24 protein-coding genes and 2 pseudogenes are annotated in these 21,204 nt (G+C 31.9%); 24 read left to right on the top strand and 2 right to left on the bottom strand.

What is annotated here, in order from left to right; all coding sequences use genetic code 11:
- Positions 1-22 precede the first annotated feature (22 nt).
- Positions 23-748 (top strand): HAD family hydrolase, encoded by a 726-nt coding sequence (locus BLV68_RS08655; protein ID WP_093752893.1) that lies wholly within the window; start codon positions 23-25, stop codon positions 746-748.
- A gap of 78 nt (positions 749-826) precedes the next feature.
- Positions 827-1,885 carry a GerMN domain-containing protein gene (locus tag BLV68_RS08650; protein WP_159428655.1) on the top strand — a complete coding sequence of 353 codons (1,059 nt, stop codon included), beginning with the start codon at positions 827-829 and terminating at the stop codon, positions 1,883-1,885.
- A gap of 334 nt (positions 1,886-2,219) precedes the next feature.
- Here the strand turns inward: BLV68_RS08650 and BLV68_RS08645 are convergent, their stop codons facing one another.
- Entirely contained in the window at positions 2,220-4,088 is a 1,869-nt protein-coding gene (locus BLV68_RS08645) for an ATP-dependent helicase (protein WP_093752889.1), read from the bottom strand.
- Positions 4,089-4,285: 197 nt separating this feature from the next.
- Here BLV68_RS08645 and BLV68_RS08640 point away from each other — a divergent pair, with 197 nt between their 5' ends.
- The 8 genes from BLV68_RS08640 (at position 4,286) to BLV68_RS08605 (ending at position 13,011) form a co-directional block, all read left to right on the top strand.
- Positions 4,286-4,837, top strand: a complete 552-nt coding sequence (locus BLV68_RS08640; RefSeq protein ID WP_234949867.1) for a phosphatase PAP2 family protein — start codon at positions 4,286-4,288, stop codon at positions 4,835-4,837.
- 63 nt (positions 4,838-4,900) lie between these two features.
- The gene (locus BLV68_RS08635) at positions 4,901-5,716 is read left to right on the top strand and encodes a nitroreductase family protein (RefSeq protein ID WP_159428654.1); all 816 of its coding nucleotides are present in this window, start codon (positions 4,901-4,903) and stop codon (positions 5,714-5,716) included.
- 136 nt (positions 5,717-5,852) lie between these two features.
- On the top strand, positions 5,853-7,949 hold the full coding sequence (locus BLV68_RS08630; RefSeq protein WP_093752885.1) for a heavy metal translocating P-type ATPase: 2,097 nt from the start codon (positions 5,853-5,855) through the stop codon (positions 7,947-7,949).
- 117 nt (positions 7,950-8,066) lie between these two features.
- Positions 8,067-9,014, top strand: coding sequence for a tetratricopeptide repeat protein (locus BLV68_RS08625; protein ID WP_093752883.1), 948 nt, complete (start codon positions 8,067-8,069; stop codon positions 9,012-9,014).
- A 60-nt stretch (positions 9,015-9,074) separates the two neighbouring features.
- Entirely contained in the window at positions 9,075-9,827 is a 753-nt protein-coding gene (gene map, locus BLV68_RS08620) for a type I methionyl aminopeptidase (RefSeq protein ID WP_093752881.1), read from the top strand.
- Positions 9,828-9,881: 54 nt separating this feature from the next.
- Entirely contained in the window at positions 9,882-10,523 is a 642-nt protein-coding gene (locus tag BLV68_RS08615) for a response regulator transcription factor (protein ID WP_093752879.1), read from the top strand.
- 153 nt (positions 10,524-10,676) lie between these two features.
- A complete protein-coding gene (locus tag BLV68_RS08610; protein ID WP_093752877.1) occupies positions 10,677-11,855 on the top strand; it encodes an MFS transporter in 1,179 nt (392 codons plus the stop codon).
- Positions 11,856-11,883: 28 nt separating this feature from the next.
- Positions 11,884-13,011, top strand: a complete 1,128-nt coding sequence (locus tag BLV68_RS08605) for a sensor histidine kinase (protein ID WP_093752875.1) — start codon at positions 11,884-11,886, stop codon at positions 13,009-13,011.
- On the opposite strand, the gene BLV68_RS08600 is transcribed toward BLV68_RS08605, so the two are convergent.
- Positions 13,004-13,366, bottom strand: coding sequence for a DUF1667 domain-containing protein (locus tag BLV68_RS08600; protein WP_093752873.1), 363 nt, complete (start codon positions 13,364-13,366; stop codon positions 13,004-13,006). The genes BLV68_RS08605 and BLV68_RS08600 overlap by 8 nt on opposite strands.
- 203 nt (positions 13,367-13,569) lie before the next feature.
- Here BLV68_RS08600 and trhA point away from each other — a divergent pair, with 203 nt between their 5' ends.
- From trhA to BLV68_RS08545, 14 genes and pseudogenes are all read left to right on the top strand, one after another.
- A complete protein-coding gene (gene trhA, locus BLV68_RS08595; protein WP_093752871.1) occupies positions 13,570-14,217 on the top strand; it encodes a PAQR family membrane homeostasis protein TrhA in 648 nt (215 codons plus the stop codon).
- Between the two features lie 50 nt (positions 14,218-14,267).
- Positions 14,268-15,011 (top strand): SagB/ThcOx family dehydrogenase, encoded by a 744-nt coding sequence (locus BLV68_RS08590; RefSeq protein WP_093752869.1) that lies wholly within the window; start codon positions 14,268-14,270, stop codon positions 15,009-15,011.
- 99 nt (positions 15,012-15,110) lie between these two features.
- Entirely contained in the window at positions 15,111-15,674 is a 564-nt protein-coding gene (locus BLV68_RS08585; protein WP_093752867.1) for a manganese efflux pump MntP, read from the top strand.
- A 287-nt stretch (positions 15,675-15,961) separates the two neighbouring features.
- The gene (locus tag BLV68_RS15965) at positions 15,962-16,102 is read left to right on the top strand and encodes an ATP-binding cassette domain-containing protein (RefSeq protein WP_327192043.1); all 141 of its coding nucleotides are present in this window, start codon (positions 15,962-15,964) and stop codon (positions 16,100-16,102) included.
- Complete coding sequence (locus BLV68_RS15250; RefSeq protein ID WP_234949879.1) at positions 16,068-16,316, top strand: P-loop NTPase family protein; 249 nt, start codon at positions 16,068-16,070, stop codon at positions 16,314-16,316. Before BLV68_RS15965 ends, BLV68_RS15250 begins: the two co-directional genes overlap by 35 nt.
- 12 nt (positions 16,317-16,328) lie before the next feature.
- Positions 16,329-16,424 (top strand): annotated as a pseudogene (locus BLV68_RS16300) (hypothetical protein); the annotation flags it as partial.
- Between the two features lie 23 nt (positions 16,425-16,447).
- Positions 16,448-16,753 carry a hypothetical protein gene (locus BLV68_RS15240; RefSeq protein ID WP_143035260.1) on the top strand — a complete coding sequence of 102 codons (306 nt, stop codon included), beginning with the start codon at positions 16,448-16,450 and terminating at the stop codon, positions 16,751-16,753.
- 129 nt (positions 16,754-16,882) lie between these two features.
- Positions 16,883-17,230 (top strand): ABC-2 family transporter protein, encoded by a 348-nt coding sequence (locus BLV68_RS16295; protein ID WP_143035259.1) that lies wholly within the window; start codon positions 16,883-16,885, stop codon positions 17,228-17,230.
- Positions 17,148-17,435 carry a hypothetical protein gene (locus tag BLV68_RS08570; protein ID WP_200773734.1) on the top strand — a complete coding sequence of 96 codons (288 nt, stop codon included), beginning with the start codon at positions 17,148-17,150 and terminating at the stop codon, positions 17,433-17,435. Before BLV68_RS16295 ends, BLV68_RS08570 begins: the two co-directional genes overlap by 83 nt.
- Before the next feature lie 275 nt (positions 17,436-17,710).
- Positions 17,711-18,417, top strand: a pseudogene (locus BLV68_RS16290) (ABC transporter permease).
- A 119-nt stretch (positions 18,418-18,536) separates the two neighbouring features.
- A complete protein-coding gene (fosB, locus tag BLV68_RS08560; protein WP_093752861.1) occupies positions 18,537-18,953 on the top strand; it encodes a metallothiol transferase FosB in 417 nt (138 codons plus the stop codon).
- Positions 18,954-19,000: 47 nt separating this feature from the next.
- Entirely contained in the window at positions 19,001-19,513 is a 513-nt protein-coding gene (locus BLV68_RS08555) for a nitroreductase family protein (protein WP_093752859.1), read from the top strand.
- Positions 19,514-19,928: 415 nt separating this feature from the next.
- Positions 19,929-20,123 carry a cysteine-rich CWC family protein gene (locus BLV68_RS08550; RefSeq protein WP_093752857.1) on the top strand — a complete coding sequence of 65 codons (195 nt, stop codon included), beginning with the start codon at positions 19,929-19,931 and terminating at the stop codon, positions 20,121-20,123.
- 10 nt (positions 20,124-20,133) lie between these two features.
- Entirely contained in the window at positions 20,134-21,108 is a 975-nt protein-coding gene (locus BLV68_RS08545; RefSeq protein ID WP_093752855.1) for an MBL fold metallo-hydrolase, read from the top strand.
- The last annotated feature ends 96 nt before the right edge of the window (positions 21,109-21,204 follow it).

Below are 21,204 nucleotides of genomic sequence, written 5' to 3'. Positions count from 1 at the left end.
TAAATAGAAATTAGGTGATATTATGAGAAATGTAGCAGCTTTTTTCGATATTGATGGTACCCTTTTTAGAAATTCATTAATGATACAGCATTTTAAGAAACTAATTAAATATGAAGTAATTGACCCAGTTATATGGTATAACAAAATAAAGCCTACATACGAGGAATGGGAAAAAAGGTTTGGTGATTTTGAGCATTATCTTGAAACCTTAGCTAAAGTATATATTGAAGAGTTAAAAGGAGTGAATAAGCCTTATATTGAATTTATTGCTTCGCAAGTTATCAATGTAAATGGTGACATGGTATATAAATATTCTAGAGATCGTATAGAATGGCATAAAAATCAAGGGCATAAGGTATTTTTCATATCAGGCAGCCCTGATTTCCTGGTATCTAAAATGGCTGAAAAGTACGGGGTTACCGAATACAGAGGAACTACTTATTTAGTTGATGAAAATGAAAATTTTACTGGGCAAATAATAAGAATGTGGGATTCAGAAAACAAACAGAAAACTTTGGATGAGTTTGTTAAAAAATATGATGTGGATTTAATAAACAGCTATGCTTATGGGGATACGGTAGGGGATTTGTCCATGCTTAAAATGGTTGGAAATCCTATTGCTATAAATCCTAACAAGGAATTTCTAATAAGTATTAGAAATGATGAATACCTATCTAATAGAGTTGTTATAATTGTTGAAAGAAAAGATGTTATATATAAATTAAGAGCAAATGTAGAAATTTTATGAGGAGTATATAAAATTTATAAAAAGGGACATAATCTAGGTAGGTGTGTGCTAAATATGTGTGAGAATGAGGTGTTTGTGATGAAAACCATTAGAGCCTTGATAGGAATGCTGCTTTTAATCTCAGTATTATTTGTTGGCTGTGGGGGAAAAAATGTACCAGACGATGCCAAAAACTTAGATGGAAATGATGAAGATAGTTTAACTATTGAAGATTATTACCCATTTAAAGAGAATATGAAAATGGATTACCAAGGGGTGGGAAATGAATTTGCTGAAAAGAGGGTTTTTTTCGAATTCATTGGAGAAAATAGGGGTCAGATTAAAGTATATAATCCAGGTACTGTAGTAGTTAGCGTTTTGGAGTATAAGGATGGTGAACTTAGGGAGATTTTTAGTCAAGGAGAGTTCTATCATATCGAAAACATGTTAAATATAAACAATGGGGATAGTAATATAATTTTAAAGGAGCCTTTAAAAATTGGGACATCCTGGGATACTTTTGGTGGATACAAAAGGAGTATTACTGGAATAGACGTAGATATAGAAACCCCCTATGGAAACTTTAAGGCGTTAGAGGTAACTACTGAATTGGGGGAAGGTAGAAACCAAGCAGATTATTATGTTAAAGGAATTGGACATGTGGCATCAATTTATAGGGATGGTGAATTTGAGGTAAAATCCCTTTTGGAAAGGTTGGAATATGAACCCGATAGAGTAAATATTGGCTTTTATTATCCAATGTATGAGGATATTAAAGTTGCATATATTGAAAAAAGTATTGAGTTTAATACAAATGATAGCATAGAGAAGATTTTAGAAGAAAATCTTAAAAAATCTGGTAGGGATGACTTACTTGCTTCTATTCCTGAGAATGTTAAGATTAACTCCATATTGTTGGATAGGGGTAATCAGATGGTTAGGGTGGATTTTTCTAATGAATTAATAACTGAAATGAATGTAGGCAGTGCTATGGAATCGACAATATTAAAGAGTATAGTAAATACTTTAGGTAATTATTACAATGTAGAGAAGGTTTATATTTCTACGGAAGGCAAACCCTATACTTCAGGGCATATATCAATAGATAAGGATGAATATTTTACTGTAGACTATTCTGAGATAGAAAATATAAATTAACATCAAAAGAACCCCATTATGCAATGGGGTTCTTTTGATTAGAAATTGTCATTGTTTACATTATTATCATTCTTATTATCGTCTTTGTTGTCTTTGCCCTTATTGCTGTTCTTATTATTTTTTTGATTCTTTAAAGAATCTTTCTTATTCTTAGCCACTTTTATCCTCCTCAATTCTTATATTTTGAATGTAGCTTTTCGTCTTTAGTATTCCTATTTTTTTAAAAAATATGATAATTTAAAATTCACGATTTTTTATAAGTTAGCGTTAAAGTTTAACTTGAGATAAAAATGGCTTTAAATAAAGGTTTTGTATATTAAAGTAATGCTTTAAGTTAATTACATATAGCCTCTAAATCCAACAAAAATCTGGAAGGATTTGTTTTTTTGCTATCCTTATTTAAATAAGTAATTAAAGTTAGATATTTTTTTGCCCTAGTCATTCCAACATAGAAAAGTCTTCTTTCTTCTTCCATAGCTCCAATATTTCCCTTTTTAAAAGCATCTATGCTACTACTAGTTGGGAAATCTCCATCGATTAAATCTATAATATATACTCTATTAAATTCCAATCCTTTGGCTGAATGAATTGTAGATAAGGTTATACCTTCTTTTGTATTTTTCGACTGATTACAAAGATACTCTAAATACTTTAATCTTGTGAAAAATTTCTTTAAGCCTTCAGTATTAGAAGCAATCATTCTCAAATAATTTAGGATCGTTTTTAGAGAATCCATAGTATAGCCAAATCTCATATGGCTTTCCTTGAGGTAATCACCATAGCCTAAGGACTTTTCAATGAAGGATATGCCTTCATAGGGATTCATCATAGATAATTTTTTAAAATTGAGTTTTAATTCTAATACATTTTTTCTATAAAATTCATTTAGTCCAGGTATACTAAGTAGGCTATCAAATACGGATTCTTTTATATAGAGGGTTTTAATATAATTAATTTGTTTTTTGGATATAAAACCGTTCATCTTATAATATATTTTTTCAAAAATTGCTATATTAGAGCTATCATTTGCTAGTTGGAAAAAATCCACAATGTCCTGAACTAGCCAGTGGTCGAAAAATTTAACATTAATATCCTTTATATAAAATGGGATACTATTCCTTTCTAGACATTCGATTATTCCAATGGCAGATAAATTATTTCTATATAATATAGCAGTATTAGCATAGTCATTTATATTTATTAATTCTTCCATCAGATATCTGTACTCTTCCTCTAAATCTTTTACCTTAACTATTTTTATAGGTTCAAAATATTGATTTTTTGTAAAAATATTCTTATTAAATCTAAGGGTGTTTTTTTTGATAAACTTATTGCTAACGCTTACTATGTTTTTAGAGGAACGATAATTTTCTTCCATGAAGAAGATTTTCCCATTGCCATATATCTTATTAAACTCAAATAGTCCTTTAGGATAAGCTCCCCTGAAGCCATAAATGGATTGATCATCATCTGCCACTATAAATAAATTGTTCTTAGGGTGAGCTAATATTTTTATTATTTCTAATTGAACTTTCGAAGTATCCTGTCCTTCATCAACTTGTATGTATTCGTATTTTTTTCTGTATTTTTCTAATAGGTATTTATCTTCCCTTAATATTTTTAAAGCTAATGTGAGCATATCGTCAAAATCTATTAAGTGGTTGTTTTTCTTATAACTTTCATAAGTGTGAAAGATTTCAAGGAAATTACTTATGTCCAACTTAAATTGCGACAAATATTCTTCTGGGCCTATTAACATATTCTTAATATATCCTATAGAGTTTATTATAGATTCTAGTTTTTCCTCAGTAATATGTTCCTTGTTAATGCTTAAGTATATATTTCTAAGTATTTGAACCTTATTAATTTCTTTATTCATATCTTCAATTAAGGTATACTGTTTCCTATTTTTATAAGCATATTCTCTAATTACACCATAAGAAAAACTATGTATAGTTGAGAAGTGGACTGGTATATTGGTAATATCTCCGTAAATACTATTAAACCTACCTTTCATATCTTTTGCTGAGGCTCTGCTAAAGGTAACTGATAGTATTTTTTGGGGACTAACTCCCTCATTGAGAATTAGATTAGCAGTCCTATGGATTAGTACGGTAGTCTTTCCTGCCCCTGGAACCGCCAAGACTAAAGCTGGGCCCTTTACGTGAGATATAGCTTGTTGTTGTTCCTTGCTCAGGTTCATAAAACACCACCCTTGTATGGAAAATACTTATAAAAAGGTGTATATCCTTATCTATATTATCATGAATGGAAATATTAAAAAAGCAAAAAATATAATCATTTAATGGAGATTTAGATTAAATGAGTTATAATATTTTAATAAGGGTATTTAAACAATACCAAATAATTGTATTTATCTGTTTTAGAGGTGTTAAAATGATGAAAGGCTTTAGGTGGTTTGATGAAAAATTCATACAAATTATAAATGTAAATATGAAATCTAAATTTTTGGATCGATTTATGCCTAGGTTTACTAATTTAGGAGGAGTTTTTTCTACCACCTTTATTATTTTTTGTCTTTTAGTGTTTGGTAAAGGTATTGGTAGGATTATTGGGATACAAGGTGCAGTAACGCTTGCTATAAGCCAAAGTATTACCTATAGCTTAAAAAGCCTATTAAGCAGAGAAAGACCCTATAATATACTTAAGGATTTGAATACCTTTGGAATTGTTTTAAAGGATTACTCATTTCCTTCGGGACATACTTCCGCCAGTTTTTCTATAGCTGCTATCATAGCTTTAAATATGCCTAAATTGTCTATTTTAGTCTTCCCCATAGCCTTACTTATTGGAATTTCCAGAATATACTTAGGAGTCCATTACCCAACAGATGTAGTTGCAGGTATAGTATTGGGAACAGGTTCTGCCATATTAGTTCATAACTATCTAATGAATTATATATTATCATTAATAGGGTTCTTTCAAGGTTAAAAAGGATTAAGAGAAAGCAATAGTGGTATATATTAATATATACCAGTTAAAAGGGGGATGGAAATGTTAATGGGCAATTTTTTAAAAAACAGGAAATCGGTAAGGGACTTTAAAAAAAAGAAAATGGATGATAGGACTAAAACAGAAGTATTGGAAATATTTAAGGATTTAGAAATGGAAGTGGATAATAAGTATTTTAATTTCATACTATTTGAAGAGGGAGAAAAAATCTATAATGTATTGAATGGTTTAGCAGGTTATTCTGGAGTAATGATAGAAAGTCCTTGTTATATTGGAGTAAGATTAAAAGAAGTAAATGATAAGTCTATTATTACTGCTTCCTATTATACTGAGAAATTGATGACTTTATTAACCCATCGGAATCTTGGCACTTGTTGGGTTAATATTAAGGATGTTGATAGAGGGGTTAAAGTTAAAGTCCTTGGAGAAGAAAACAAAAATATAGGATATTTAGTGGCATTAGGTTACCCAAAGGCAAAAAACCCCTTTGTACAGGAGCCTACTAGTTCTAGATATGGAGTATCCGATATCGTTTTTAAAGATAAAATAGGTAATTCAATAAATGCTGGGGAACTGGAGAAAAGAGGATTAGAAGATCTTTTTTATTATATTAGATTTGCTCCATCCAATTATAATTTGCAGCCCTGGAGGTTTATTATAAAGGATGATAAAATACTTCTTTTATTAAAATACTCAGAAGAAGGTAAAACCGACCTTATGGATGCTGGAATAATAATGTACTATTTTAAAGAGTTAGGAAAAGTAATAGGAATAAAGTCAGAGTGGCAATTATTAGAGAAAGAAGATATAGAATGTGGGGATTCTAGATATAGGGTAATAGCAGAAATCAAGTTGTAAGAAGACCTTTTTACTGTATATAAAAACGCCTAAAGAGGCGTTTTTTTGTTGACAGTTTTGCCTTTAGGGCATATAATATAATCAAACATATGAACATTTGCTCAAATGTTTAATAACTAATAAGGGGGATATGTTGATGAAAGAGTTCATTCTAGGGTTAGAAGGATTAAATTGTGCTGGTTGTGCATCTAAAATTGAAAAGCTAACGAATGAAATAGATGGTGTAGATAATGCAACTTTGGATTTTGTGACAAAAAAACTAAGGGTTGAAGTAGTTGAAGAGGATAGAACAACGGGCATAATAGAAGAAATTAAAAATATAGTGAAAAGATTAGAACCAGGTGTAAATGTGGTGGAGGAAATAACTAGTGTTCAATACAACCATCATCATGAACATGGTGATTTGGATAAAAGGGATATAATGAAAATATTAATAAGTGGAATCCTTTTCGCAATACCGTGGCTATCCAAACTAGACGGGATTCCTAGATTTACAATATATCTAGCAGCCTATGTTATTATAGGTTCTGAAATTATAATTAAAGCTATAAAGAATTTGTTTGCAAAACAGCCCTTTGATGAAAACTTTCTAATGACAGTAGCCACATTAGGGGCTTTTGCCATTGGCGAATATCCAGAAGGAGTAGCTGTAATGCTATTTTATCAAATAGGTGAGTTTTTCCAAGGATTAGCAGTTAATCATTCAAGAAAATCCATATCGTCCTTGATAGATATTCGACCCGATTATGCCAATTTAGAAAAAGATGGAGAAATAATTATTGTAAGTCCTAAAGAAGTTCATGTAGGAGATCGTATAATAGTAAAACCAGGAGAAAAGGTTCCCTTAGATGGTATAGTGATAGAGGGGAAATCTACCGTTGATACATCCAATATAACAGGAGAGCCAGTGCCTAAGGAGATCAATATAGGCGATAGAGTATTGAGCGGCTTCATCAATAATGAAGGGCTAATAAAGGTGGAGGTTGAGAAGCAATTTAAGGATTCTACAGTGTCTAAGATTTTAGATTTAGTTGAAAATGCAGCAAGCAGAAAGGCTCCTACAGAAAATTTCATAACTAAATTTGCCAGATATTATACACCGGTTGTTGTATTTATTGCTTTAGCCATAGGAATCATTCCATCTGTACTTTTAGGCTATAATATATCCGACTGGGCTTACAGGGCTTTCGTATTCTTGGTAATATCCTGTCCTTGTGCCTTAGTTATATCCATTCCGCTAGGTTTTTTTGGAGGAATTGGAGCAGCTTCTAAAGTAGGGATTCTTGTAAAAGGTGGAAACTATTTGGAGGGATTGAATGAAGTAGATACCATAGTATTCGATAAGACGGGAACAATAACTAAGGGAATATTTAAGGTTACTACAATAGATAGTTATAATGGAGTAACAGAAGAGGAAGTATTAGAATTAGCAGCATTAGGCGAATCCTTTTCAAACCACCCTATTGGAAAATCCATAGTAGAAGCTTATGAAAAAGAAATAGATAAAACTAGGATTGATAATTACAGGGAAATACCTGGAAAGGGAATTGAAGCTGAAATAGATGGGAACATGGTATTTGTTGGAAATAAGAAATTATTCGAGGATCAAAATATAAAAATAACAGAAAAAGCGTCCATCGGGACTACAGTATATGTAGGTAAAAATGGAGTTCATATTGGTACTATAGAAGTATCAGATGAGTTGAAGGAAGGTGTAATTGAAGATATTAGAAGCATTAAATCAGAAGGAGTAAAAAGAACAATCATGCTTTCTGGAGATAAAGAAGAAACTGCAAAAAAAGTGAGTAAAATCGTTGATATAGATGAAGTATATGGCAATTTATTACCTCAAGACAAGGTAAAAATATTAGAAGAGATAATTAAGGAGACAAGGGGGAAAGTAGCCTTCGTTGGAGATGGAGTAAACGATGCACCAGTTTTGGCAAGGGCGGATATAGGAATTGCTATGGGGGCTTTAGGGTCCGATGCAGCAATTGAGGCTTCCAATATTGTAATTATGACAGATGAAATAGGCAAAATTGCTAAAGGTATTAGGATTGCGAAAAATACCAAAAAAATAGTTGTTCAAAATATAGTATTTGCATTAGGAGTGAAGTTAATAGTATTGGTACTAGGAGCCTTTGGTATTGCAACTATGTGGGAGGCAGTTTTTGCCGATGTTGGCGTATCCATCATTGCCATATTAAATTCTGTGAGGGCATTAAAAATATAGTTATATAAGAGCAAGCCTATGAGCTTGCTTTTTTTATTTTTGTTAAGAATAGTAATAATCTAAAGGTAAATTGTGATAAACTATAATTAACTATTATATCTAGGAGTGGTTTATGAGATGAAGAATAGGCTTAATAATCTTGACAGAAGGAAGAATTACATAATTCTAGCTGAAAATGCCTATTTAGCTGAAGATAGGATGGGAGCTGTTAAATTTTATACTAAAGCTTTGAGATTTAAAGGTGGCAAAAAGGATACTATTCAAATTCTATATAATATGGCTTTTATATACGATGAGTTGGATATACCAGAAATGGCTTTAAAAGCATACCAAAGAATTGCCATTATGGATCAGAATCAAGCAGGTGCCTTTTATGGTATGGCAACCATGTATGAGAGATTAAAAGAACATAAAAAAGCGTTGAAAATGTATTGTAAGGCAATTGAAATAGATCCCTTTTATGATAGGGCTTATTTCTATTTAGCTAATCTATATGATGAGTTAGGATATAAAGATAAGGCTATCTTTTATTATAAAAAGGTTATTAAATTAAAGTTTGATGATTACATTGCTTATAACAATTTAGGTTCCATCTATGAAGAGTTAAAAGAATATGATAAGGCATATAATATGATAAAGAAGAGTTTAGAGATTAACCCCAATTATTATAAAGCCTTATTCAACATGGGAGTAATTTATAAAAAATTAAGAAATCACAAAAAGGCTTTAGAATATTATGATAAAGCTATAGCAAAAAACCCAAATTATTCCGATTCCTATTTGAATAAATCGGCAATCTATATAGAAGAAGGGAAATATCGAGAGTCTATAGAAGTGTTGACGGAAGGGATAAAAAACAATCCTTATGCTAAGTATCTATATTATAATAGGGCTTGTTGCTATGCTAGATTGAATGAAAAAGATAAGGCTATTGAGGATTTAAAAAAAACAATAAAGTTGTATCCTAAAATAATTGAGATGATGAAAAGAGATGAGGATTTAGATAGTTTACGGGAGGATGGAAGATTTATTGCATTAATTAACCAAAATGAGAAGGATATTTGATTATATCGGGTATTTTTGGTATATATTAAAATAGAATTATAGATAGAAAGGAAAGGATATATGGTTATCATTAAGACGGAACAAGAAATAGAAATGATGAAAAGAGCTGGTAAACTTTTAGCAACTGTTCATAAGGAAATTGCTAAGATGATTAGGCCAGGGATTAGCACCTATGAGATAGACCAATTTGTAGAAGAATTTTTGATGGAGCGAGGAGCAATTCCGGAACAAAAAGGCTATCATGGATATCCTTATGCAACTTGTGCTTCCATCAATGATGAAATATGTCATGGTTTTCCCCGAAAAACTCCTTTAAAAGATGGAGATATTGTGACTATCGATATGGTGGTTAACTTAGATGGATGGTTGGCAGATTCAGCGTGGAGCTATCCGGTGGGAAATATCTCCGATGAGGCAAGAAAATTATTAGATGTGACTAAAAAGGCTTTGTATATAGGTATTGAAAAAGCTATAATAGGTAATAGAATAGGGGATATATCCTATGCAATTCAGTCTTATGTAGAATCTGAAGGATTCTCCGTTGTGAGAGATTTTGTAGGTCATGGGATAGGCAGAAATATGCACGAAGATCCACAAGTACCCCATTTTGGTAAGGCTGGTAGAGGATTTAGACTTATGGAAGGTATGGTTATAACCATAGAGCCTATGGTTAACGTGGGTCATTATGCTTGTACAATAGACGATAATCAATGGACAGCCAGGACTATTGATGGCAAGCTATCAGCTCAGTATGAACATACTATTGCTATAACGAAGGAGGGCCCATTGATTTTGACGGACCAAGAAGAATAAGGGAGACATTAGTCTCCCAAAAGTTGAGTTTAATCTCAATTAGGGGGATGTATTATGATAAAAGTCTTAATAGTTGATGATCAAGCTCTTATACGTGAAGGATTAAATATGATGTTAAGCCTTTATGAAGACATACATATAATTGGAGAGGCTATTAATGGACAAGAAGCAATTAAATTATTACAGGAAAAGGAAACAGATGTAATTCTAATGGATATACGAATGCCCATCATGGATGGGGTGGAGGCTACTAGAATAATAAAAGAAAAATACCCCCATATAAAGATAATAATACTTACTACTTTCAATGAAGACGAGTACATATTTCAAGGGCTGAATTATGGGGCAGATGGCTATATTCTCAAAGATGTTAGCTCTAAAGAATTGATAAATAGCATTAAATCTGTTTATAGAGGAGACATGTTATTCCATGGAGAAGTGGCTAAAACCATAGCTGGTGCTATTAAAGGCAGCAAGACCATCAAAAAAGAGTCAATATTAGAAAGCCTAACCCCTAGGGAGTTGGAAATAGCCAAGCTTGTAGGTGAAGGTAAGAGCAATAAGGAGATAAGTGAAATGTTATATATAACGGAAGGAACGGTGAAAAATCATATCACCAGAATACTAGATAAGTTAGAATTAAGGGATAGAACCCAGTTGGTGATCTATTTGAAGAACCGTAATAAAATTTTTTAATCTGATAGAAGGAACAGTCATAACTTTTAGTATATATTACTAAAGTCATACACAAAACATGACTAAAATGGTTACTTTAGATTCAAGAAATCCGTTGGATTTAGGGCTATATTAGAGGTAAGGTATTTATTTATCGCGTAGAGGAGGTTTAATATGGATTATTTAAAAGCCTTAAAGAAGACGGCTTTCTATATTTCGTTCCCTTTTTCCATAATAGGTTTTTTCCTACCAGTATATGCTTATTCTATTGGGATTTCTGTTATGGAATTAGGTTTTATTTATTCTGCTTTTTCACTATTTACCATTTTAATGCGACCAGCTGTTGGTTTGTTAATCGATAAAAAGGGTAGAAAAATTGGGGTAGTATTGGGTATATTTTTTTATTGTTTAGTAAATCTTTTTTTGTTTATTGGCGATGATTTTATACATCTATTTGCTGTGAGAACTTTTCAAGGTATAGCTAGTTCCTTTTTATGGATTAGCATGGATACAATAATATCCGATATAAGCCATGAAGGTAATAGGTCTGAAAACTTTGGTATTATAGATGAATCCCTAAATAGAGGGGATTTTCTAGGTGCTTTTATTGGGTTTACCATTATATTTAATAATCTATTTAGAAATTCCTTTAAAGCCGTATTTTTTTTATATCTAATTACTAGCTTAATTAGCCTATTTTATGCTATCTTTAAGATAGAGGAAACTATCTCATTAAAAAAATCCTATAAAGAAAATTTAGCAAGCAATAATAAAAGTTTCAATCTTTTTTTAATATTAATGGGATTAACTGCTTTTGTATCCAACTTAACAGGCCATATTTACCTAGTATATGTTAGGGAGAATATTACGGATAAATTGTATTTAATCAGCTATCTATTCATCCCAGGCGCTATTCTATCCATGTTTCTACCTAATAAACTTGGCAAAATTTCTGATAAATACGATAGGAGAAAAATATTATCTATTGGAATATTGATGCTTGGATTTCTATATCTATTGATTCCCTCAGCTAAAGATTATTACTACTTTATGGTAATTAATGTATTAATCTCTATAGTTTCAATGTTTTGTGAACCTGCTGAGTATGCTTTGGTAATTGATATTGTCGGTGAAAACCAAAGGGGAAAATCTTACGGAAAGTATAAATTGGCTCTTGGACTAGGAGGAATGCTAGGTCCAATACTTGGTGCTTTTATATATGAACAAATAGGAGATATATTTGTATTCTATGTTAAAGGTTTAATGTTAATTGGCCTTAGTATTTTGACATATAAGCTATTAAATAAGAAAGCCCCATTGATAGAAACTAAAAACGTAAGGAGTACATCATAGACCATATTTATATTCAGGTGGTATTTATATGGATATTTGGAGGAAGTTCAATACAATATTGAGAAAAATTTTATATATTATTTTTTTTACCGATATCATATCAAGGAACAAAGGAAACACAATAGATTTAATCATCTATTCAACTCTGTTGGCTTTGGCAATTTTTAACGACTATTTAAGATCCTATCATCTCTATAAAAAATCTAATACCATATATTATACTTCTATAATAATTTCGATTGTCATTGTATCTGTCTTAGAATTTTTTGTAGGGGGAAATATAAAAATTTATCTATTTATGATTTTAATCGATGTTGCTTTTCTAAGAGATAAAAAGGCATTGATATACCTTTACACTCTTAATGCCTTAGCAATTATATTTATTCCTCTTTTTAGATTTGCCTGGCTGGATGGAATAGGTATTCTCCAAGTAATCTTAGAGTCTCCAAGGGATTTTTTGATGATGATTATACTGGTATTATTTTCTTCGGCTTCCGTATTCTCCTACAGGGCCTTATTGATAGAGAAAAACAGGGTGGAAAAACTAAATGAAGAAATAGAGAAGCTCACCATATCTAAGGAGAGAAATAGGGTGGCCCAAGAAATCCACGACAATATAGGCCATAATCTCATAGCCCTAAATATGAATCTGGATGTATTGTTCAATATGGTGGATAAAGAAGATAAGTTAAATGAAATAATAGTAAAATGCCAAAGGCTAACGAAAGATAGTGTGGAAAATTTAAGAAGAGCAGTATATGCGCTAAAAGATGAGAGCATATTTGAAAATTTTAGTAGATCCTTGGAGGAATTAAGGCAGAATATTGCTGATAATTCTAATATCCAAATAGAATACGATATAGACCCTAAGATTGAAGATTTTTCTCCAGAGTATAAAAATATATTATATACCACCATTAAAGAGAGTATTACCAACAGTATTAAACATGGGAAAGCAAATAAGGTGAATATAGATATAGAGGTAGGGGATCGAATACAAATGAGGATAAAAGATAATGGAATTGGTTGCGAAGAAATCGTAAAGGGAAATGGGCTTGTTGGAATAGAAGAAAGGATTAGTAGAGTCAATGGCCAAATTCGATTTATAACTGAAAAAAATAAAGGGTTTAGGACTGAAATAATACTGCCTATTTAACCCTTCTTGCTGCTATTACATCTACACCTAATCCTAAAATGTTTTCTATTATCAAATCTCCTTTTTTAATAGGGGCAGTAACTTCAGTTGTTTTAAGGATTTCCAAACAATCGTCTATCTTATCCTTTGGGATTACTCCTGTAGTTTTTACGGGCAGGTGTTTCATGGCAGCATTTTTTAGTAGCACCCTACCCGTTAATACCCTTGAAGGCTCAGTAACTTCTTTTATCCCAAATTCTATTCCCCTACCACAGCTATTTCCTTCAACGGTATATTCAGTAGGGGATAATTGGTCTTTATATATTGTAAGTTCACAGCCAACTGGGCAAGCTTTGCATTTTATTATCCTATTCATTGATGTATTCGCCTCCAGAAAAGTAATTTTATCTATAATTTGAACCACTATATTATATCATATTAACGAGCATCATAGTGGGTTATAAATTTTTGTAATATTGTATTACAGAAAACTTAAAAAAAAGGATAAGATTTTTCGCATGAGGTATACTTACAATAGGAGAATTAAATTTAATTAGATCAAAAGGGGTTGAATAGGTATTGAAAAATTTAAGAAGATATTCAAAAAAAGAGGAGATAGCTAATAGCCTAACTCATGGCCTCGGAGCAATCTTTGGTATTACAGCCCTAATCATACTGTTAATTTATTCTATTAGAGCCAAAGATATTCTTTCTATTATTGCTTTTAGCATATATGGGTTTTGCTTGATACTAATGTATTTGTCATCAACTCTTTATCATTCTATTAGCAATAAAAAGGCAAAAGAAATATTAAGGGTGTTTGATCATTCTTCTATATTTTTGTTTATAGCAGGAACTTATACCCCTGTTGCTTTGCTTTCATTGGAAGGAAGCTTAAGGGTGGGAATTATGATAGCAATTTGGTCTATTGCTATTATAGGAGTAATATTTAAAATATTTACTGCAGGAAAATTCGATAAGTATAAGGCAATTTCTCTAATTATTTACATAGCAATGGGTTGGTTAGCAATATTTACTTTTAGGCCCATAGTAAGGATGACATCCTTAAAATTCATGCTATGGATTTTAGGTGGGGGATTAACATATACTTTAGGAACTATATTCTACAGTAATAAAAAAATTCCATATAATCATGCTATATGGCACTTATTTGTATTGGGTGGGACAGTACTCCATTTTATAGGGATATTAATACATCTGCTTTGAGTAAATATTGATAGTTTAGTATGGGGTTGATTGATGAAAGGAGTGGGAATGTGGATAAAACAATTGGACAGGAGTTTATGGAAAAGACCAAATACCAATATTTGGAAGAGTCAGATCAGCAAAAGGGATTGCCTCAACCATCTCTAGAATTGGAATACGCTAAGGATGGAACACTAATAGACCTACCTAAAGCAGAGGATATAGAGGTTAAGCCTTTAGATTTGAGAGAAGCTATTGAATCAAGGAAAAGCTTAAGAAAATATGCAGATAAACCGCTGACTATTGAGGAATTATCCTACCTATTGTGGTGTACCCAAGGAGTTAAAACAATCACTTCAAGACCATCTACTTTAAGAAATGTTCCTTCAGCAGGAGCAAGACATTCTTTTGAAACCTATCTACTTATAAACATGGTAGATGGAATGAAACCAGGATTATATAGGTACTTAGCTATTGAACATAAGCTTTTAGAAATTAATACAGAGCATGATATAGCCAATAAGATGAGCAAAAGCTGTCTTGACCAAATTTTTGTGAAAAATAGCGCAGTAACCTTCATGTGGACTACTATAATCTACAGGATGAAATGGAGATATGGGGAAAGAGGCTATAGATACATACATTTAGATGCTGGACATGTTTGCCAAAACCTATACTTAGCTGCCCAATCCATAGATTGTGGAGTTTGTGCCATTGCAGCCTTTGACGATGATGAGATAAATAACCTACTTGGTTTAGATGGAGAGGAACAATTTGTAGTCTATATTGGTACTGTAGGTAAAAAGATAGAGTAGGGGAAGTTCTATATTTCGACATCATTTGCGAAAAATGTTTATATAAAAGCTTTTTTATGTTAAGATGGAACTGACCATTGAATAGAGGGAGAACTTGTGATGAAAATATTTGAGCTAATAGTTATTGGATTTGGGTTAGCCATGGATGCATTTGCAGTTGCAGTATGTAAAGGTTTATCTATGGAAGAGATGGACTATAAAAATGCACTTGTTACTGGTGGTTTCTTTGGAGGTTTCCAAGCCCTTATGCCTTTTGTGGGATACATATTATGTATTCAATTTTCGGTTTACATCAAGGCTTTGGACCATTGGATTGCTTTTATACTGCTTTTTATAATTGGGATAAAAAAGATAAAGGAATCAAGAGATAATTCTTGCCCAATGAGTGAGGAAGCCTTTAGCTTAAAAAATATGTTAGTTTTATCTATTGCCACCAGCATCGATGCCCTAGCCATAGGTATAACATTTGCCCTGTTGAAGGTAAATATATATATGGCTGTAACCATAATTGGAATTATAACATTTTCCACTTCCTGTATTGGAGTTAAATTAGGCTATGATCTGGGGTGCAAATTCAAATCAAAAGCTGAGGTGTTAGGCGGCCTTATTTTAATAGTTGTAGGTACTAAAATATTATTAGAGCATCTAGGTATTATGGGATAAAATAATAAAATTAAAGCAATATGTGGTTCAAATTAATGTTACTATAGCTAATATTTAACGTATTATCAAAAATACTCTATTTTACAATAGAGTATTTTTTATTGACTTCCTTATTAAATTTTGATAATATTTTGCATACGTCTAAAATTTGGAAACTGAAAAGAGGGTTTTTCAATGTCTATTGTAGCAGAGGATTTGAGTAAATCATTTAAAATTCCTAAAAGGAATCATGGTATAATAAATGCTTTTAGAATCTTTTTCATAGAGAGTATGAAACTATAAATGCTTTGGATAGAGTATACTTTAAAATCAATGAGGGAAAATTGGTAGGATATATAGGACCAAATGGGTCAGGTAAATCTACTACAATAAAAAATATTAAGTGGAATTCTTATGCCGGACTCGGGGAAATATCAAGTATTAGGTAAGGTTCCATGGGAAGAGAGGATAGAACATGTAGGAAATATTGGAGTAGTATTTGGTCAGAGGACCCAACTATGTTGGGATTTACCCGTTATAGATTCCTTTGAACTTTTGAGAGATATATACAAAATTTCCCAAAATGATTATATGAAAGCAAAAAGGGAACTTACCGAATTGTTGGATTTGGGAAATTTCATAAATACTCCTGTTAGGCAATAAAGCCTCGGTCAAAGGATGAGATGTGAACTGGCAGCATCATTACTCCATTCTCCGTCTATACTCTTCCTAGATGAACCTACCATAGGTCTGATGCTGTATCTAAATTAGCTGTTCATAAATTTATAAAAGAGTTGAATATTGAAAGGAAAGTTACAATTATACTTACTACCCACGACATGGATGATATTGAAACCTTATGTAGTCGAGTTATAGTAATTGGTAAGGGTCAAATTCTTTCCGATGGTTCCATTTATGAATTAAGGAATAGGGTATCAGGAGAGCGAAGATCGATTGTTGAATTGGAAAATAATGGCTTTAATCTTCATATTGAAGGGACCTACCTCATGAAATGGGAAGGCAATAGAGCTTTTGTTAATTTTGATCCTACAAATAATCTTGCCTGCAAAATTAATTGCTATTATATCAAATACTTATGAAATAAAAGATGTACTTATTGAAAATCCTCCTATAGAAGAAACTATTGCTACTTTATATAGGGAGTTGAAAATATAAGAGTTTATTTATCTATAATAAAAATTAGATTTATTTTATTACTTCAATATAGAATGGCTGCTATTGCAGGGGTATGTACTCAGTTCTTTTTTGGACTGATTCGAGTTATGGTTTTCTATGCCTTCTATAGTGCAACTAATGATAAAGTACCTTTAACTTATAGTCAGGCTGTAACCTATATATGGATGGGACAAGCTATGTTTAGTATGATACCTTGGAATGGAGATAGTGAAGTACAAAACTTGATTCGAACTGGAAATGTGAGCTATGAATTACTAAGACCAATCAATCTATATAATCATTGGTTATGTAGGGCCTTTGCCTTTAAGTACTGCTCCTACTATTCTCCGGGCCGTACCTATCTTTACAATAACTTTATTTTTATTACCAAAGGACTATGAGATGATGTTTCCACCATCTTTAGGAGCATTGGCTGGATGGATTATTACTACATTTGAAGCTTTGGTGATTTCTTGCACTATTACCAATATTATCAATATCATTACTTTAGGATCTATATCTGATGATGGAATTACTAGACTTTTCTCAGCTATTGTAACCTTGTCTTCAGGAATGATCGTGCCTCTTCCTCTTTTTCCAGAATGATTAAAAAGGATTTTAATAATATTGCCCTTTAGTGGTTTACTTGATATCCCATCAAGATTCTATACTGGGCATATTCCTTTTAATCAACTGTATATATACTTAATTTTTCAAATAGTTTGGGTAATTTTATTATATGGATTGGGGCGATGGCTATTAAATAGAAAATTAAAGGGAATTGTAGTACAAGGAGGATAGGAATGGGCGGGCTTAGACTTTATTTTAGGTATTTATCATTGTGTATCCAGAGTCAATTATAGTATAGAGCTTCCTTTATCATGATGAGTATTGGGCATTTTATAATTACTTTTATAGATTTTATAGGCTTATGGGTGCTTTTTGATAGGTTTGGAAATCTAAAAGGATTTAGTCTTGAAGAAGCAGCTTTATTTTATGGGGTGGTTCATATTGCTTTTGCAATAGTAGAAGCCTGGACTAGAGGTTTTGACATTTTCCCTTGGCTGGTTAAAAATAGAGATTTTGATAGAATACTTACAAGGCCTAGAAGTACGGTTTTACAGGGATTAGGGTATGATTTTCAAGCAATGAGAGTTGGAAGGTTTTTTAAAGGACTTATTGTTTTATTCTGGGCTATTTATAAATTAGATATGAGATGGACTTTAGATAAAGTATTCCTTTTAATATTTTCAATACTTGGAGGGAATTTTTTATTTTACTCCAAGCTACATCATCCTTTTGGTCTGTACAGAGCTTAGAAATAGTGAACTCTTTTACTTATGGAGGTATAGAAACAGCCCAATATCCATTGTCTATGTATAAATCTTGGTTTAGAAAAATATTTATTTTTATAATTCCTCTAGCATGTATAAACTACTTTCCAGCTATGGCGATCCTTGAAAAGTCAGGTCCATTAAAGTCACCCTTATGGTTCCAATGGATGTCTCCTGTAGCTGCAATATTCTTTTTAATTAGCCTTTTGGTTTGGAAATTTGGAGTAAAGTATTATAAATCAATGGGAAGTTAACGATAAGGAATGTTGCATTTTCATATTATTATGAAGGAATATATGAATCAATGTAGAATATATAAGAGAATCCCATTTACTAAGCAAGTGAAATCAAAGAGAATCATGGGAGGTGCTTTATGAGACCAATTAACCATATAACCTTTTCAGTTTCAAATCTTGAGAAGTCCATAGAATTTTATCAAAAGGTTTTTGGGGCAAAGTTGCTTGTAAAAGGAGAAAAGCTTGCTTATTTTGATTTAGATGGATTATGGTTGGCTCTAAACCTTGAGGAAGACATACCAAGGAATGAAATATATAAATCATATACCCATATAAGTTTTACTATAGATGAAAAGGATTACGATAAAAAATTAGAGAAGTTGAAGAGATTAAATGTGAATATTCAGGAAGGCAGATCAAGATATGAAGAAGAAGGAAAGTCCATTTATTTTCGTGATCCAGATGGACATCTGTTTGAATTTCATACTAAGTCTAGGGAAGATAGGATTAATTTTTACAAGAAAAATAGGCATGATTTAGAGTTTTTCATATAAAAGGACAAGATGAATAAAAATTTGTCAAAAAAGGAGGAGGTATTTTAATGGATGTATTAGAAGCCATATTTACAAGGAGGAGCATACGAAGATTTACAGGAGAGCCAATTAAGGAAGAGGATTTAAGAACCATATTAAAGGCTGGGTTTCAAGCTCCATCAGCTCATAATTATGAGCCAAGAGAATATGTAGTGGTAAGGGATAAAGAGGTATTGGATAGAATCGCAGAATTCCACAAGTATGCAAAGATGCTACCAAAAGCAGGATGTGGAATAATCGTATGCGGAGATAAGGAAAAGCAGCCAGAAATAGGTTTTCTTGTAGAGGACTGTTCTGCATCCATACAAAATATGCTATTAGCAGCCCATGGATTAGGCTTAGGGGCTGTATGGTGTGGAATTTATTCCGTAGAAAAGCTGATTAAATCTGTGGCAGACGTATTAGAACTACCGGATAATTTAATACCAATTGGTATGGTAGTGGTTGGAGTTAAAGCTGAGGATAAGGAACCTATAGATAGATTTGATGAAAATAAAGTCCATTTTGACAAATGGAAATAAGGGGAGTTAAAACATGCTACATGATATCATGTAGTATGTTTTAACATTAGAATGAAAGGATTTCAATGTAGTGAAATAATTTACTTAATGATAAATGGCTCTAAGGCTATGGAGTTATTGGGACTTTAAAATATAGTTTATAAAAGCAAAAACCTTAGTCTATGTGCCCATATTCTCTAAGAATGATAAAATATATTGGGAAATTATGATATATGTAACGGAGGAAAGGGGATACAATGGATAAATTTGATATTTAGATCTATATTTTTAATTAATCATGAACATAATATTAGAATATGCTTTGGAGCGATAAATTTTGGTTTAAAAATACTGAAGTTTATTATAGGGCTATGATAAATATTAGCCCTATTTAACTTTTATTAGCATACTACCGATTATATAGGGAGGGATTTAATTGGCTTTAACGGAACAGGAAAAAACTTGCCCTATTTGTGGCAAGAACAATAATTGTCAACATGGAGAGGGTAGCTGTTGGTGTACTGAAGTGGAGATACCAAGTCATATCTTTGAGTTAGTACCAGATGATAAAAAGGGCAAAGTATGTATATGCAAGGACTGTATAGATAGATATACAAGGAATAAAGGTTAGAGGTGATGAGATGGTATTAGAAATATATCCAGATATTTATTTATTAGAGATTCCATTACCTAATAATCCTCTTAGGTCACTAAATAGTTATGTGATTAAATCGAAAGAATTAAACTTAATCATTGACACGGGATTTAACATAGAAGAATGTAAAGATGCATTTATGAAAGGGTTGAAGGATTTAAATATAAATATTGAAAATACCAGTTTGCTAATAACCCATCTCCATTCAGACCATTCTGGATTGGCGGCTAGTTTAAATCAGAAAGGGGTTAAGGTGTATGCAGGAGAAATAGATGGAAATATGATTAATGAAATGACTAAGGAAGAGTATTGGAAAAGATTTGATGATTATAAAATATTGTTCGATTTAGAGAGGGATAATATATCCATAGATGATCATCCTGGTTATAAGTACTGTCCTAAGAAACCTATAGACTTTATTCCATTAGAGGAAGGCCAGATATTGACCATAGGAAATTATAAATTGGAGGTAGTAGATATACCTGGCCATACACCTGGCCATATTGGACTATATGAAAGGGAGCATAGACTATTTTTTGGAGGAGATCATGTCCTCAATAGGATAACACCTAATATTAGCTTTTGGGGATTTAATGGTGATATATTGTCCATATACTTTGAGAGCTTAAAAAAAGTCTATGATTACTCCATTGATTTCCTATTTTCTTCCCATAGAAGCATTGTAACAGCTCATAGGAAAAGGATTGAACAATTGCTAAAACATCATGCTGAGCGATTGAATGAGATCAGGGGGATTATAAAGGATAAAAAGATGAGCATTAGGGATGTAGCATCAAAAATGCATTGGGATTTAAGGTGCGATAGTTGGGAATATTTCCCTAGTCCTCAAAAGTGGTTTGCATCAGGAGAAGCTATGAGTCATTTAGAGCATTTAGCCTATATTGGAGAGGCCGAAAGAACTGAGAAAAATGGAATATTGTATTATAAATTAATAGGATAAAACTCACAAAAATGGAAGCTACCGTTTTATTTAGGAGATATTTATGATATCCTATAAAAGTAGATATTGAAATCCGAGAACCAGAAAAAGGAGGCG

The organism is Tepidimicrobium xylanilyticum (assembly GCF_900106765.1).
GTDB lineage: Bacteria > Bacillota > Clostridia > Tissierellales > Tepidimicrobiaceae > Tepidimicrobium > Tepidimicrobium xylanilyticum.
Note: the sequence above shows the minus strand (reverse complement) of the source record. Positions and strands in the feature narration are given on the sequence as shown.

Bases quoted from the DNA above. Each gene is read 5' to 3' on its own strand.
- BLV68_RS08625 (WP_093752883.1), top strand. From the start codon at position 8,067: ATGAAGAATAGGCTTAATAATCTTGACAGAAGGAAGAATTACATAATT.
- BLV68_RS08650 (WP_159428655.1), top strand. From the start codon at position 827: ATGAAAACCATTAGAGCCTTGATAGGAATGCTGCTTTTAATCTCAGTA.
- BLV68_RS08635 (WP_159428654.1), top strand. From the start codon at position 4,901: ATGTTAATGGGCAATTTTTTAAAAAACAGGAAATCGGTAAGGGACTTT.
- BLV68_RS08630 (WP_093752885.1), top strand. From the start codon at position 5,853: ATGAAAGAGTTCATTCTAGGGTTAGAAGGATTAAATTGTGCTGGTTGT.
- BLV68_RS08605 (WP_093752875.1), top strand. From the start codon at position 11,884: ATGGATATTTGGAGGAAGTTCAATACAATATTGAGAAAAATTTTATAT.
- BLV68_RS08645 (WP_093752889.1), bottom strand. From the start codon at position 4,088: ATGAACCTGAGCAAGGAACAACAACAAGCTATATCTCACGTAAAGGGC.
- BLV68_RS08615 (WP_093752879.1), top strand. From the start codon at position 9,882: ATGATAAAAGTCTTAATAGTTGATGATCAAGCTCTTATACGTGAAGGA.
- BLV68_RS08640 (WP_234949867.1), top strand. From the start codon at position 4,286: ATGAAAGGCTTTAGGTGGTTTGATGAAAAATTCATACAAATTATAAAT.
- BLV68_RS15250 (WP_234949879.1), top strand. From the start codon at position 16,068: ATGCCGGACTCGGGGAAATATCAAGTATTAGGTAAGGTTCCATGGGAA.
- BLV68_RS08555 (WP_093752859.1), top strand. From the start codon at position 19,001: ATGGATGTATTAGAAGCCATATTTACAAGGAGGAGCATACGAAGATTT.
- BLV68_RS08610 (WP_093752877.1), top strand. From the start codon at position 10,677: ATGGATTATTTAAAAGCCTTAAAGAAGACGGCTTTCTATATTTCGTTC.
- BLV68_RS08600 (WP_093752873.1), bottom strand. From the start codon at position 13,366: ATGAATAGGATAATAAAATGCAAAGCTTGCCCAGTTGGCTGTGAACTT.
- BLV68_RS16295 (WP_143035259.1), top strand. From the start codon at position 16,883: ATGGCTGCTATTGCAGGGGTATGTACTCAGTTCTTTTTTGGACTGATT.
- BLV68_RS08655 (WP_093752893.1), top strand. From the start codon at position 23: ATGAGAAATGTAGCAGCTTTTTTCGATATTGATGGTACCCTTTTTAGA.
- fosB (WP_093752861.1), top strand. From the start codon at position 18,537: ATGAGACCAATTAACCATATAACCTTTTCAGTTTCAAATCTTGAGAAG.
- BLV68_RS08585 (WP_093752867.1), top strand. From the start codon at position 15,111: ATGAAAATATTTGAGCTAATAGTTATTGGATTTGGGTTAGCCATGGAT.
- map (WP_093752881.1), top strand. From the start codon at position 9,075: ATGGTTATCATTAAGACGGAACAAGAAATAGAAATGATGAAAAGAGCT.
- BLV68_RS08545 (WP_093752855.1), top strand. From the start codon at position 20,134: ATGGTATTAGAAATATATCCAGATATTTATTTATTAGAGATTCCATTA.